The sequence below is a fragment of the Candidatus Micrarchaeum sp. genome, from assembly GCF_016806735.1.
GTDB classification, from domain to species: Archaea; Micrarchaeota; Micrarchaeia; order Micrarchaeales; family Micrarchaeaceae; genus Micrarchaeum_A; species Micrarchaeum_A acidiphilum_A.
Map to the genome: position 1 here is coordinate 422274 of NZ_CP060530.1, position 13291 is coordinate 435564.

Consider the following 13291-nt stretch of genomic DNA (forward strand, 5'->3'; position numbering starts at 1 on the left):
CATCAGCTTATTGCTATGGGTTCGTTTGTCCAAACTATTACCTTCATCAGGACTGGCTCTGTTCCCATGACTGCCCTCGTTTTGTATACATATGAAGTTAGCGCATTGTGCGTTGCAGGATTTTCTCCTATGGTAATGTTCATATCCCTGCCCGATATGATTATGTAATAATCGTATCCTATTCCCATGACTGGCTTCGTAGCTTCGTAATCCGAAGTGTTGTAATTGGCCATTGCCATAAGCGCATATATCTTTTGCGCAGATATTTCGCTGCTGTTCGATGACGAGGTTAAGCCTACGCTAAAGTCCTTCCACGTAGAAGAGTTTGACGTATTTATCAACGCGCTCCAATCTGAAGGCGTGCCAGGCGTAAGCAGCCTTTCAGTAAGGACCTGCGTTTCGAACTGCATCGTCTCCGCGCCACTCCCATAGCTAAGTGCGAGCTGGTTGTCTATATTGTACCAAGTGTAAGCCAGTATGGTCATCGCCACGGTGAATATCACGATTGCGAATATTATATCAAAGCTCCAAAATTGGGCTCTGTAATTTTTTGACTTTAAATTCCTATACAACTAAATCATCCTGCTGAAATGTTAAAGCTCTTCTCTACCGGATTGCCGGCAACGTAAAGCTGCTCTATCTCATACGGTGTGAGGCTCACATTATATATCTGAAGGTTCGTAACCGAACCGTTGAAAAACTCCGTGCCGGTGTTTCCGTCTAGTGCATCTCCAATATATCCTGTTTCGGTATAATTGCTAAGGTAATCTCCGCTAGGTACTGTCGCATTTGAGTAATATTTTCCATCCAAATAGAAATCCACTTTTTCCGTAGTTGAATTGTAGGTTCCAGTTACCATATAAAGCGTATCTGGCATTATTGTTGCTCCTGCGGGTGACACTCCGCTTCCGCTCGTTGGGCATCCTGGCGGATTGTTAGCATTTGATGTATACCATGCAATGAAGTTTATGTTCGATGGAGGAGACATCATAAATCCCATGGTACAACCGCCCCATCCTACTGGGTATTGATTTTGGCTGAAGTATTGCGAGCCTCCTCTGTATTCAAGCCATGCGTTTATGGAATATGGATGATGGCCATTGAGCGTTTCCATTGGTGGTATGGATATTCTACTTGCAGAGCTCGTGCCGTTGAAGCTTGCTATCGGGATGCTGCTGGTGCTAGTAGCACTTACCGAGCGCTGATTAGTATACGTTATAGCATTTGACGATACTGGATAATTGTTTGCTGAGTAATCGCTGGGATTGCCGCTCAGCGGGAACCACCCTATGAGCCCAACATTGCTTAACGGAGCCCCATTTATCCCGTTTTTGTATATCTGCGTTATGTAGCTCTGTTGCAGGGATGTATTGTATATCTGTACATTGCTTATCTTTCCGCTAAAGGCGTACATTCCCGGATACGCTGCGCCTATATTTATCTTTCCTATTGCCTCTGCGTATGTCCCATTTCCTGGGCTTGTAGCAACTGCCATTCCGTTTATGTATACTGTTATAGTGTTGTTGGCTCCGTTCCAAACTCCGGTTACCAGATAAGGTGTATTTGCTGTCAGTACACCTCCGCTTGGTTGCGGAGCCCCGCTGATGCTGCTTCCTTCGTTGTTCCATCTTGCAACTGCGGCTCCATTTGCCCCGGTTATTCCTATATCGAATGTCTCATGAGTATATGGCCCTCCGGAAACCTCTGCTATGTTCTGCCAATAAGTTCCGGTTCCTGTGTTATTTATCCATGCAGATATTGTAATGCCTCTTGCATAAGTCTCCGCGGTTGTTGCGTTATCATAGCTGTTGCTCCCGTCAAAGTTTCCAACCATAAATGCAGTAGATACCAGTTGAAGTGGCTGCCAGTTAGAATTTGTGAAATCTCCCGAATTAAAATAGCCGCTGAAATCGAAGACGCTGCTTCCATATCCCTCTTCCAGTGGCCACCACCCTCTAAGGTTAGCAGCAGTTGAAGAGTTGCCGTTGAAAAGGAAAGCCTGTCCAGATATGGAAGTTATTGGAGAATTTGATGCCATGAAAAGCGTGGCATTGCCATTCGAATGCGTTATCCCTGCAACATAATTGTCGTTAGGCTGCGTTATGTATTCTGGAGATATCGAATCAACTCCTGTATTGGTATCAAAGCCCACCAGAACGTGCGAAGCGTTGTCTCCGTTGGAAAGCGTTGCATGAGCCTCAACTTCTGCAATATTAACATACTTTATATTATAGGGTATTCCGTTGTTTCCGTTCCCGCTGTAGTCATTGGTATTACCGTCAAGCGGATACCATCCTACTACGTTTGCGCTGTCAACAGGGTTTCCGGCGATCCCCTCATTATAAATGGCGTTTATCTGGTTGGAAGATAATGCAGCATTATAAACTTGCACATTGGTGATAATAACATTGCCTATTGGCTGTGAACTTTGGCTGCCTATTACAAAATTTCCTGTTGTGGCTTGGGAAGTACCTCCAGGTCCTCCGCCATAATATTTGCCATTTATATAAAGCGAAACGTCTCCGCTGCTGGCGTTATAAACTCCAGTCATAAGATAAAAGCTGCTTTTATTGTATGGGAAATTCATCTCTTGATTGCCTCCCCTCACCATCTCTATGGAGCCTCCTCCATTGCATATATCTCTTATAACCCCGTTTGGATATCCGCCGAAACCTATTACGTGGTAGCTCCAATAGCACGCAGGAGCAGGTTCCTCCTGGCTTTGTATGTTTACCCAGGCGGATATAGTAAAGCTGTTAACATCAGGCACAAATGTGATGGTGTTTGACGATGGTACAAATACATAGCTTCCCGGGGCACTGCCGTTAAGTTCTACTCCTTTTGTAACTCCTTTGTTCTTTACGTATAGCGAATCAGGAAGGAAAGAGGTGCTGGGGGGCAGTTCGTCTATGTATATTTTTCCGTTAGCGTTCGTTATTTCTATGCTTCCGGTATAGGTAGACACGTTGTAAAGCGAAATCCCTCCGGAGCTTACGACTTTTGTTCCGTTTATTATGAGGTTCCTGGCTGAGCTGTAAGCTATAGCCTCAGCCTTGGTTATGCCTATGGTTATGTTTGCCTCAACGACTCCGCTTGTTGATATGAAAAGCCTGTAAGGATTCTCGCTGGTCACTGGAGGTATCGAAACTATTGCAGAATATCCATTGCCGGCAATTATTGCCTGATCCATGTGTATGGCTATATTCTGCGCCGCCAGCTGCAGCGATTGGTATTCATCATTTCCCAAAGATGCAGCGCGCTGATTGACAACTAGAGCGAATATGATAACGAATATCAGAAGCACCAAAGAGTATACTATTAAGAATTCAAGGGCAATCTGCCCCTTCTTCCTGCCATTAAGCGCCATATACTGATTATTGAGATAGCAATAAATAAATACATGATTTAAGCAGGTAAATCAGGAGAAAAGCAGCGCCATGGAAACAAGCGCGAAAAGTATGCCCTCGTTCATGAAAAGCACAGTGCTGATGAACGCTTGGGAGTTGAGGTATGCGCTGCCGGAGTAGAAAGCCAGGGAATACAATCCAAGGAATCCAAAAAGAGCCGAGACTATATAGAGATACGACAGAGGCTCCCTCTTTAACATTCCTATGTTGCTTTGGCTTACCTTTATTGCATAAGCCATTAGAGGCGCTATTATTATGGCAAGGCATGCAAAAGTAGCAAGCTGCGGGTTTATGTAAAGCGCAGCCACGTTTTGGAACGACAGGTTAGGCACCATGACTATTATTTCTGCAAAAGCAGCTGCAGCTATGGCATGCTTGTAAATTGCATGGCTCCTCGGATTCCTCATCCTAGCAGTCCTGTCCCTAGCGCTTTCATAATAAGCCAAAAGCCCGGCGCATCCCAATATTATGAGCAAGCCCACGGCAATGCTGTATATGGTATAATAATAAACCGCATTAAATGCGTTGAAGATGAATGCGATTGCCAGTAAAAAAATCGCATAAGCCTCAATCGGCATTCTCCCTGCCATAATGATACTTCTTGCATGCAAAACTAGTTATTGCTTGCCAAAGAAAAAAAGAAAAAAGGAAAGAAGCGAACCTCTCACTCTATGCTTACTTCGTTCCCTTTAGTCTCTTCAGACTTTTCGACGTCGATTTTGAGCGTGCCGTTTTCCATCTTCGCCTTGGCGCTCTTCGGTTTTATCTTCTCCGGCAGCGGTATGCTCCTGTAGTATCCCATCGAGGCCCTCTCCTTGGAATAATAGCCGCCCCTATGCTCCTCCTTTTCCTCGTTCTTTTCTGCTCTTACTTCTATGCTGTCTCCCAGTACCTTCAGCTTTATATTCTTCTTGTCGATCCCAGGCAGGTCTATCTTCACCGTATAGAAGTCCCCGTTGTCTATGACGTCTGCGTCAGGCGTTTTGTAGCTGGAAAAGTAATTGTTCAGCAGCTTGTACGGTATTTTCGTAGCGTAGTCGAAAAAGTCGTCCATCCTATCCAGTGCTTCGAAGGGCCTGTATACATCAAGCTTCTTTTCCTTTCCGTTTTTTGCCTTTTCATCCTTCTTCATTATCTCACCTTTTTGTCAAGTTTTATTTGACATATCCAATTATATTATAATTAAACCGAAAATTATTTATATCTTTTGTTTCATAATCCTATCTGCGATTGCATGCGGATAGTTATAAAGACTGTTGAAAGAGCTTCAAACAAGACCCCAACAGGGTTTGTTAAATGGCTGTGCGAGGTTCTGGATTTGGCAGAGGACAACGAAAGCTCCAAAGCGCTGGACCAGCAGATACTTGAAAAGCTCATAGTTGCGTCAAGGCTTAACACAGGCATAACAAGCTCCGAGATAGGCAAAAAGGAGGGCATTGCCAGGAGCACTGTAATATACCATCTAAACAGGCTAATAAACACCGGGCTTGTTACGAAAAAAGGTAGAAAGTATTACCTGCGTGCCATAGACGTGGCATCTACAATCAAGGAGATGGAATACGACATAGACAGGGAGTTTTCAAGAATACACGACGCTGCGCAGGAATTCGACCGCATGCTTATCGAGCAAATGCGCGAAATGCAATCAAAGAAAAAAATGCAAAAAGGTGAATCTAGGGATGGCAGATGAAAAAAACAGCAATGGAAACGGCAAAATTCCCGAGAAGAATGGGGATCGTTCGCAAGGCAAAGAGCCGGAAGCTGCAATGAATAATGTAGTGTCAAAATCCGAATACGAAGAGCTCAAGGAAAGGGTGCTTCGCATGGCCGCCGAATTCGACAACTACAAAAAGCGCTCGGCAGCTGACGTAGCCAATGCGAAGAACGTCGGCAAGGCAGAAATGCTGAAGAGGATGCTTCCAGTTCTTGACGAATTTGAGCTGGCGATGATTTCCTCTGCAAAAAGCCAGGACGAAAACCTCTCAAAAGGCGTAAAAATGGTCTATGCAAACCTGATGGATGCCCTCAAGGCGGAAGGCCTTAGCGAACTCGAGCCCAGCGGCAAATACGACCCATACACAGACGAGATAATAATGGCCAAGGAAACAGACAAGGACCCAGGTACTGTCCTCGAAGTGCTGAAGAAGGGCTATAAAATGAATGGCATACTGGTAAGGCCTGCTTCGGTAATAATATCAAAAGAGCCAAATGGGGCCCAAAAGGATACGGGAAACAAAGATGGAAAATGAAAATTTGTCTTAAAAACAAAAAACGCTAAAAGGTGTAAAAATGAAAATAATTGGAATAGATTTGGGAACATCGAATTCTGCTGCAGCCGTGCTTGAAGGCGGAAGGCCAACCATAGTGCCAAGCAGCGAGGGCGCTTCGCTATACGGCAAGGCATTTCCGAGCTATGTCGCTTTTACGAAAGATGGGCAGCGCCTAGTGGGAGAGCCGGCAAGAAGGCAGGCTGTTGCGAATCCGGAAGGCACTATAACCGCTTTCAAGAGAAAGATGGGCAGCGATTACACATACAAGATATATGGAAAAGACTACAAGCCACAAGAGCTTTCGGCCTTGCTGCTGCAGAAGATAAAGAAGGATGCGGAAGCATTCCTCGGCGAAGAAGTAAAGAAGGCAGTAATAACAGTGCCTGCATACTTCAACGACAACCAGAGGCAGGCAACGAAAGATGCAGGAGCAATAGCCGGACTAGAAGTTGTGAGGCTTGTCAACGAGCCGACAGCCGCGTGCCTTGCATACGGGCTTGACAAGACTGACAAGGAGATGAAGATTCTAGTATATGACCTCGGAGGCGGAACCCTTGACGTGACGATAATGGAATTCGGAAACGGAGTGTTTGAAGTCAAGTCAACTAGCGGTGACACGCAGCTAGGAGGCACGGACATGGATAATGCCATAGTAGAATTCCTAAAGTCTGAGGTTAAAAACCAGTCCGGAGTAGACATAAGCAAGGATATGCAGGCAATGCAAAGGCTCAGGGAGGCTGGAGAGAAGGCAAAGATTGAGCTGTCTACGGTCCTGACTACGGAAGTTAACCTGCCGTTCCTTGCCCAGAAAAACGGGCAGCCCGTAAACTTCACATACCAGTTCACCAGGGCCAAGCTCGAGAGCCTTGTAGTGCCGATAATAGAGAAATCTACAAAACCTGTAATGCAGGCATTAAAGGATGCAAAGCTCGAGCCAACCGCACTAGACAAGGTCATACTCGTCGGCGGTCCGACTAGAATGCCAATAGTGCAGAGGTACGTGGAGCAGCTGCTCGGCAAGAAGATAGAGCGGGGAGTGGATCCTATGGAAGCAGTGGCGCTTGGCGCTGCAATACAAGCTGGCGTCCTCACCGGAGAGGTAAAGGACATACTGCTGCTGGACGTTACGCCGCTCACTTTAAGCATAGAAACTTTGGGTGGGGTTGCAACGCCAATAATAGACAGGAACACAACCATACCCGTAAAGAAATCCCAGGTCTTCAGCACGGCCGCAGACTTCCAGACAAGCGTGGACATACACGTGGTCCAGGGCGAGAGGGCACTAGCCAAGGACAATATAGACCTAGGCAAGTTTACCCTCACTGGCATACCTCCTTCGAGGCGCGGAGTGCCGCAGATAGAAGTCACGTTCGACATAGACGCCAACGGCATACTGCACGTAACGGCTACCGACAAGGCAACCGGAAAGGCCCAGAGTATGGACATCGTGGCGCCGCACAAGATGAACAAGGATGACATAGAAAAGAAAATGAACGAAGCGCACCAATACGAGGAGCAGGACAAGAAGCTTAGGGAGCAGATAGAGACGAAGAACAGCGCAGAATCGCTCGTGTTCACTGCCGAGCACACCCTTGAGGAATTCAAGGATAAGATAAAGGAAGAGCAGAAAGACAAGGTAAACAAAGCCAAGGCCGCGCTGGAAGACACCCTCAAAACCGACAACTACGACGAAATAAAGGCAAAGACCGAAGACCTGAAGAAGGCCCTTGAAGACATAGGCTCCTCGCTATACGGGGCTGCTTCGCAAGGCCAATCTGGAGGGGAAGGGCCTTCAGACGGATCCGCAGGACCGGATGGCCAACAGGGCCAGGACGGGGCCAGCGACGGAACCGGGGCAACCGATGCGGATTTCAAGGTGAAATGAAAAGCGGGCAAAATGTAGCATGGGCATTATGCCCATGCAAAAATGTTTATAAATAAGGTGCACAAAATAAGAGAAACCCATCGGGTAGTGAGAAATGGCAAAGGATTTTTACGACGTTCTTGGAGTTAAGAAGGGGGCTTCCCTAGACGAGATAAAGCAGGCTTACAGGAAGCTCGCATTGCAGTACCATCCGGACAGGAACAAGAGCAAGGAAGCAGAAGAAAAATTCAAGGAGATAAACGAAGCGTATGCGGTGCTGAGCAATCCTGAAAAGCGCAAGCAGTATGACGCATACGGTCCAGATCAGTTCAATCAGCGTTTCTCTGAGGAGGACATATTCCGCGGATTTGATTTCCAGAATATATTCAGGAATATGGGCTTCGACGTGGGCGACCAAGGATTCTCCGGATTCGGGAACATAGATGACATATTTGACAACTTATTCAACAGGGGCTCGCAATACGGTCAGGGCACAAGGGGCAACGACATACTCGCAAGGATCAGGCTCTCGATGCTCGAAGCCGTCAACGGCGCTACAAAGACATTAACAATAAAGCACATAGCGCAGTGCGACAGGTGTGCTGGCACGGGTGCAGAGCCCGGATCAAAAGTGATAACATGCCCCACATGCAACGGCAGGGGGCAAGTTGCAAATGCCAGGAGGACTCCATTCGGCGTCATGCAGACTATAACCACGTGTCCGACTTGCGGAGGTTCGGGAAAAGTACCAGAGAAAAAATGCAGGAAGTGCGGCGGCACCGGAAGAATACAGAAGGATGACAGCGTTGAAGTGGAAATCCCAAAAGGCGTGGATACCGGTACCAGGCTCAGGCTGCGCGGCCTTGGGGACTACGGCACTTCCAGGAGAGGCGACCTTTACATAGACGTAGAAGTTGAACCAGACCCAAGGTTTAAGCGCAAGGGCGACGACTTAGTGACTACGATACACGTACCCTTCTACACTGCCATACTTGGAGGCACTATAGAAGCTCCGACGATAGATGGCTCGGAAAGCGTAAAGATAAGCCCAGGCACGCAGAGCGGCGATACTGCTGTGATAAAGGGCAAGGGAGTACCAAGATTCAACAGGGCCGGGGTTGGAGACGAGATAATACGCATACAGGTTGACCTGCCAAAGAAGATGACGCAAGAGCAGGAAGATCTCATAAGAAAATACGCGGAAACAGAGGGCGATTCCTCAAGCAAGAAGAAACGCTTCTGGAAATGAAAGCTCTGGCCGTTTCTGCAAATAAATCCGGCAAGCCATAAGGCAAAACACGGCAAAGGCTATTTATAAATATTTGAACTGTGCCATATGCAATCCATAGTTATACTATCCATAATGCGTGTGATATTTATGACAGAAACAACAAAGCCCGATGAGAACAAAAACGACCAGAAAATGTCCGTGCAGGTACAGAGCGTAGCAAGCGTCAATACGCCAAATCCAAATGCAAAGACCCAAGCAGATAGCGCAAAAGAAAGAAAGGCATTGATAAGTGCAGGAAAGGGGACCATCCAAGCTCTTGTTTATAACAACAGCAAGGAGAACAGGCAGGCTTTTTCAGATCTGCTCAAGGCAGTATCGGAAACCGACAGCCTCAAGCTAATAAAATCCACAAAGAGGACCATAAAGCATGAATTCAAAAGCGTGTACAAGCAGTTCTCGAAGGAAAACCCAGCAGAGCGCGCTGAGCACATGAAAAAGCTTTACGATTACACATTCAACATGCTTGAATCGTTGAGGTCCAACAAGGCATTCAGGGAGCTTAACGATGTAGATACAAAGCTGGCAAAATCAAAAGCGAAGGCCTACAAAAAGATGAACTACCATATAAGCGAGGCAGAAACAGAATTGGAAAATTCGCTAAAAGAGCTTATGAGGATGGAAAAGCATCTTGACAAGAGGGTCGTCAAGCGCACAAAGAAGCTCGCATCCGCGAAGGCCGAGCTGTCAAACACCGGAAAAGAAATAAAGGCCCTGAATTTGGAAAAGAAGAAGCTTGAGAAGTACTCGCAACCAAATTCATACCTGAGAAAGTGAATAACGATCAAAGACTGTTATTCTTCAGAATAATCCGTGTATATGTTCTTTCTTTTCAGATATTCCAATATGCCGTAAGTGCTTCCTTCGCCAGCTTGCCCGGTCATCCTGAAACCGGTATGATAACCCTGCGAAGCTTCCGGGCCAGGCATGTTTATATAAAGCTCGCCAAAGCGCACGCGTTCTGACGCTTCCTGCGCCAGCGCAAAATCCTTTGTAAACAGGTATGAAGCCAGGCCATACTTGGAATCGTTTGCATATTTGAAAAGCTCCTCCTTTCCTGATACTTTTATTGCCCCTATTACTGGGCCAAACACTTCTTCCTGGAAAAGCCCGGATTTCTGATCCAATCCTTCGATTACTGTGGGCTTGAAGTAGTAGCCTTTAGCTCCCGAATCTGCCAGCTTTGGCTTGCTCCCTCCGCACGCCACAATCCCTCCGTTTCCAACCGACTCATCCACAATCTTTTCCATGCTTTCAAGGGCTGAAGAATTTATTAGCGGTCCCATGCCCGAGCCAGAAGGCACCCCTACTTTGAGCGCCTTGCTCATTGATACAAACTTTTTTACAAAGCTGTCGTATATCTCTTCATGGACGTAAAGCCTTTCCGCTGCTATGCACGATTGGCCAGTGTTCCAGTACTTGGCCCACATCAGGGTTTTAAGCGCTTTTTCAATGTCTGCATCCTTCCAAACCATGAACGGGGCTTTTCCTCCCAATTCAAGTATAAGCTTGGCCATGTTGGATGACGCCTTTTCCATTATCCTTTGCCCTGTCGCGGTTGAGCCCGTCATTGTAATAAGCGCTACGTCTTTGTGCGAAACTATATAATCGCCTATTTCGGATCCTTTTCCTGCAACCAAGCTTAGAACCCCTTTCGGCAATCCCGCTTCCTCGAATTTCTTTACTATGAACTCTGCGCTTCCAGGCGTGTCGCTGCTAGGTTTCAGCACCACAGTATTTCCTGTAAGAAGTGCGGGAGCAAGCTTCCGTGCTACCATGGCAGCAGGAAAGTTCCATGGCGTTATGGCAACTACGACTCCGTAAGGCTGAAGGTACTGGAATATCTTTCTTGTCCTTGTGGTGCCCTCTATTATGCTCCCATTCAGCTTCCTTGCGAATTCTGCATAATACTGCATCTGGTCAATTACGCCGTCTACTTCCTCTTTCGCCTCTTTTGTCAGCTTCCCGTTTTCGTTGTATATTATGCGTTCAAGCTCCTTCCTGCTTTTGGCTATAAGATCCAATGCCTTGTATATGTATTTGGACCTCTCAACTTCAGTCATCGAGCTCCACTTAGGGAATGCTTCATACGCGCCTCTTATCGCTTTGTCTACATCATCCTTGGAAGCGCCTTTGAAAGAGTAAAGCCTTTTTCCATTTATTGGCGATAGCTTTTCTATCTTGCTGGGGCTTGTCCCATCTATCCATTTGCCACCTATATACATCTTCATCAATAACACCCAAATATGAAGCCCTGTTTGTCAGTCAATAAGCCTGGACGCGGATTTGTAAAGATCCTCGCCATATTTGTCGCTTATGCTTTCAAGGGGAGGAACTGCATTCGTCTCGCGTGAATGCATTATCCTTCTGTAAAACATGTAATTGTAATCTGATGGAAACTGAACGTGCGTGAACAAATGCATCAGCACGGTCAGCCTTTCCTGCAGCTCTTTTGCCTTATTCAACCGACCAGAAACATAAGCCTTGTAGACGTCAAAAGCCAGCCTTGTAAAATTAGTGGTTCCGCAAACCCCGCCGTGTGCACCTATCATAAGCGATGGCAGAAGCAAATCATCCTGACCTTGGAAGACTGCAAATTCGTTGCCCATCCCTTCTATGAATCCCGATATGCTCCTGAAATCTCCGCTGCTGTCCTTGACTCCTATTATGTTTTTGTGCCGCTCTGCAAGCTTCTTTGCCATGCTTAAGGTTATCCAATTGCCAGTGAATTGCGGTATGTTGTAAAGTACTATTCCAGCATCAATCTTATCTGCCACGCTGTCAAAATACCTAAAAAGCGATTTCTCGTCCATCTTTAAGTAATATGGCGTCACTATTACGAGCGCATCGGCTCCGAATTTAATTGCACTGTGCGCAACTTCCAACGTTTCTTCGACAGAATTTCTTCCCACTCCTGGAAGCATAAAAAGCTTCGAACTTGCAAATTCCGAGAATTCCTTGATTAGCGATACATGCTGCTCAAAAGACAATAGCGCCCCACAGCCATTTGAACCTGCAGGAAATATTCCGCTTGCGCCATTTTTCTCCAAAAAATCGACGAGTGCTGCAATGGCTTTTGAATCAAATTTTCCACCCTTGAACGGGGTTATTGCCGGTGTTATTATTCCCAAGGCCTTTTTCTTTAGCCATTTTTCATAATCCATTTACTCAGCTATACAATGGCTTTTCCAATTATTAAAAGTTTTGCAGTTGCAACTGGTAGTGGTGGAAAAATGAGTGTAATAAAGGATATCGAAATAATAGAGCTGGGCGAGGCCGATTCTTCAAAATCAAGCCCATGGAGTTCCACCGTTCTAATATTGAAGCTTACAACGAGCGATGGCATAGTCGGCTACGGCGAAGCTCCAACTACTCTCATGACATTGCCGGTATACGAAGAAATGAAAGAAGTGTCAAGAATATTCAAGGGCAAGGAGGCAACGGAAATACAGAAAAATTACCTGGATTTTTACAAGAATTCTTTCTATCTCCCCGTCTCAATGGAATCTACTGCTGCCCTGAGTGCGTTCGAAATGGCATCGTGGGACATAACAGGAAAAATATACGGCATGCCGGTTTACGATGCGTTTGGCGGGATGATAAGGGACAGAGTAAGAGCATACGCCAACGGCTGGTACGACAATTGCGTGAGCCCTGACGATTTTGTCAAAAAGGCAAAGGGAGTTGTAAAGATGGGCTTCACAGGGGTCAAATTTGATCCGTTCGGCGACGCTTACGACAGCATAAATGCAAAACAGCTCGAAAACGCAAAAGAGGTCGTCGGCGCAATGAGGGAATCTTTCAAGGATCTTGACTTGATGATTGAATGCCATGGCCGCTTTAATGCCAATTCTGCAATAAGAATAGGTCTTGCCCTAGAAGAATATTCGCCACTTTTCATCGAGGAGCCAGTGCACCCTGACCAGTTTGAAGGCTTGATAAGGTTTCGCGAAAGGGTGGGAATACCAGTTGCATTGGGTGAGCGCGTTCTTGACAGGAATCTGTTTTTGAACTATATGGTAAACAATGCAGTCGACGTCATCCAGCCGGATATAACAAACTTCGGAGGCTTGATGCAGGGAAAGAGCGTAGCCGACATGGCTTATTCCTTCGGGATAGAAGTCGCGTATCATAACGCTTTTGGCCCTATACAGACTGCAGCTACGCTGAACCTTGATTATACAATACCAAACCTTTTGATACAGGAAAGCTTTGAGGCATTCAATCCTGCATGGAAGAAGAATCTGCTTAAATCAGGATATAGCTTGGATGAGGGGTATTTCAAATTGGCAAAGGGAAGGCCAGGCTTGGGCATAGAAGTCAACGAGCGAATACTTGAAGAGTATAAGCTGCACGGCATGGAGCCGTTCAACGATTCCGAGCCGCCATGGGTTGTGCAAGGAACGTTCAAGCCTGCCAAAGCAAAACCAAGGGGGCAAAAGAAGAAAAAGGCAAGGTAATC

Annotated in this window: 12 protein-coding genes; 6 read left to right on the plus strand and 6 right to left on the minus strand. The window is 46.3% G+C overall.

From position 1 onward, the window contains the following. Positions 1 to 2: 2 nt before the first annotated feature. The 4 genes from Micr_RS02270 to Micr_RS02285 all read right to left on the minus strand — a co-directional run bounded on the left by Micr_RS02270 (position 3) and on the right by Micr_RS02285 (position 4539). Positions 3 to 572, minus strand: a complete 570-nt coding sequence (locus Micr_RS02270) for a hypothetical protein (RefSeq protein WP_203135034.1) — start codon at positions 570 to 572, stop codon at positions 3 to 5. Positions 573 to 577: 5 nt separating this feature from the next. Next, positions 578 to 3367, minus strand: coding sequence for a LamG-like jellyroll fold domain-containing protein (locus Micr_RS02275; protein WP_203135035.1), 2790 nt, complete (start codon positions 3365 to 3367; stop codon positions 578 to 580). Between the two features lie 51 nt (positions 3368 to 3418). Next, on the minus strand, positions 3419 to 3997 hold the full coding sequence (locus Micr_RS02280) for a hypothetical protein (RefSeq protein WP_203135036.1): 579 nt from the start codon (positions 3995 to 3997) through the stop codon (positions 3419 to 3421). Positions 3998 to 4071: 74 nt separating this feature from the next. After that, positions 4072 to 4539: an Hsp20/alpha crystallin family protein gene (locus Micr_RS02285; RefSeq protein ID WP_203135037.1), complete on the minus strand. Its 468-nt coding sequence runs from the start codon at positions 4537 to 4539 to the stop codon at positions 4072 to 4074. 102 nt (positions 4540 to 4641) lie between these two features. Between Micr_RS02285 and Micr_RS02290 the strand changes: the two genes are divergently transcribed. The 5 genes from Micr_RS02290 to Micr_RS02310 all read left to right on the plus strand — a co-directional run bounded on the left by Micr_RS02290 (position 4642) and on the right by Micr_RS02310 (position 9606). Then, positions 4642 to 5097: a winged helix-turn-helix transcriptional regulator gene (locus Micr_RS02290; protein ID WP_203135038.1), complete on the plus strand. Its 456-nt coding sequence runs from the start codon at positions 4642 to 4644 to the stop codon at positions 5095 to 5097. Continuing rightward, positions 5087 to 5656 carry a nucleotide exchange factor GrpE gene (locus Micr_RS02295; RefSeq protein ID WP_203135039.1) on the plus strand — a complete coding sequence of 190 codons (570 nt, stop codon included), beginning with the start codon at positions 5087 to 5089 and terminating at the stop codon, positions 5654 to 5656. The genes Micr_RS02290 and Micr_RS02295 overlap by 11 nt, the downstream gene beginning before the upstream one ends. 40 nt (positions 5657 to 5696) lie before the next feature. Further along, positions 5697 to 7562 carry a molecular chaperone DnaK gene (gene dnaK / locus Micr_RS02300; protein WP_203135040.1) on the plus strand — a complete coding sequence of 622 codons (1866 nt, stop codon included), beginning with the start codon at positions 5697 to 5699 and terminating at the stop codon, positions 7560 to 7562. Positions 7563 to 7656: 94 nt separating this feature from the next. Next, complete coding sequence (gene dnaJ, locus Micr_RS02305) at positions 7657 to 8790, plus strand: molecular chaperone DnaJ (RefSeq protein ID WP_203135041.1); 1134 nt, start codon at positions 7657 to 7659, stop codon at positions 8788 to 8790. 129 nt (positions 8791 to 8919) lie between these two features. Further along, a complete protein-coding gene (locus tag Micr_RS02310; protein WP_203135042.1) occupies positions 8920 to 9606 on the plus strand; it encodes a hypothetical protein in 687 nt (228 codons plus the stop codon). A 17-nt stretch (positions 9607 to 9623) separates the two neighbouring features. On the opposite strand, the gene Micr_RS02315 is transcribed toward Micr_RS02310, so the two are convergent. Both Micr_RS02315 and Micr_RS02320 read right to left on the minus strand, forming a co-directional pair. After that, positions 9624 to 11060 carry a D-glyceraldehyde dehydrogenase gene (locus Micr_RS02315; RefSeq protein WP_203135043.1) on the minus strand — a complete coding sequence of 479 codons (1437 nt, stop codon included), beginning with the start codon at positions 11058 to 11060 and terminating at the stop codon, positions 9624 to 9626. 30 nt (positions 11061 to 11090) lie between these two features. After that, positions 11091 to 11993, minus strand: coding sequence for a dihydrodipicolinate synthase family protein (locus Micr_RS02320; RefSeq protein ID WP_203135044.1), 903 nt, complete (start codon positions 11991 to 11993; stop codon positions 11091 to 11093). A gap of 69 nt (positions 11994 to 12062) precedes the next feature. Here Micr_RS02320 and Micr_RS02325 point away from each other — a divergent pair, with 69 nt between their 5' ends. Next, entirely contained in the window at positions 12063 to 13289 is a 1227-nt protein-coding gene (locus Micr_RS02325) for a mandelate racemase/muconate lactonizing enzyme family protein (protein ID WP_203135045.1), read from the plus strand. Positions 13290 to 13291 lie beyond the last annotated feature (2 nt).